Source organism: Nonomuraea sp. NPDC049709, from assembly GCF_040674815.1.
In the GTDB taxonomy this organism is placed as follows: domain Bacteria; phylum Actinomycetota; class Actinomycetes; order Streptosporangiales; family Streptosporangiaceae; genus Nonomuraea.
In genome coordinates this window covers 1-1,054 of record NZ_JBFANM010000211.1, presented here as the reverse complement: position 1 = coordinate 1,054, position 1,054 = coordinate 1, and the positions used below count along the sequence as shown (strand labels likewise).

Annotated in this window: 1 protein-coding gene; it reads right to left on the bottom strand. The window is 64.0% G+C overall.

Going from position 1 to position 1,054, the window contains the following annotated elements; all coding sequences use genetic code 11:
* Positions 1-994 (bottom strand): IS630 family transposase (locus AB0J69_RS61725; protein WP_364138703.1); only part of this gene is annotated, 994 nt, incomplete at its 3' end.
* Between the last annotated feature and the right edge of the window lie 60 nt (positions 995-1,054).

Below are 1,054 nucleotides of genomic sequence, written 5' to 3'. Positions count from 1 at the left end.
GATGAGGATCGGCGAAGAACGATCGCACCAGCGCAGGCATCTTCTGTAACCGCCGCAGCGCGCCCAGGGCGAGGGCTTTGAGCTCCTCGACGCCGCGAGCTGAGGCCCGTGCGATCCGGTCGTGCTTGACGTTCTTCCACACCCACTCGTCAGGGTTGAGCTCAGGCGAATACGGCGGCAGGAAGAACAGCGAGAGGGCACCCTGGCTCGCCTCGACGAACGCCTTGACCTTCTTGGCCCGGTGGACGCGAGAGTTATCCACGATCAGGAACACCGGACGTCCGGCATCGGCGATCAGACGCTTACAGAAACCGATGAACGCATCGGCGTCCAGGCCCTGGTCAAACAGCTGGAACCGCAGTTCGCCGCGTGAGCTGACGGCGGAGATCATCATCACCGAGCGGCGTGCTCCGGTGGTGGCCACGACCGGAGTGCGTCCCACGGGAGCCCAGGTGGTGCCGGCGTGGTAGTCAGTGCGCACCGCCGCCTCATCAGCGAAGAACACCGCTGCGCCCAGCCGTTTGGCCTCGGCCGCGATCGCGGGGAAGGTGTGCTGCTTCCACTCCGCAACCGCGGCCGCGTCCTGCTGGTAGGCCCGATACAGCGGCCGTTGCGGCGACATGCCCAGCTTGGCCAGCACGCGGCCAACGCTCACCAAGGACAGTTTCACCTTGAACTCGCGGCGGATCAGCTCGGCCACCATCGCCCTCGTCCACAACGCGAACCCGAAACTCAACTGACGCGGATCATTACCGGCGATGAGTTCATACAGCCGCCTCAGCTGCGCTTCGTTCAGTTTGGCCGCTGGCCCGCGGGTCTTCTTGGTGCGCAATCCTTCCGGGCCCAGCGCCCGATAATCCTGTAGCCACCCGAACACCGTCGCTCGCCCGAACCCGAGAATCTCCGCGACCAGATCAGGTGATTTCCCGCTCTCGATCAGCTGACACGCCCGTAGACGCTCCTCATAGCTGGCCCGCCGTCCCAACCTCGCCATGCATGAATCGTCCCACAGACCATCCCAGAAAGTCCGAAAACCTATGAACGGATTAGATCA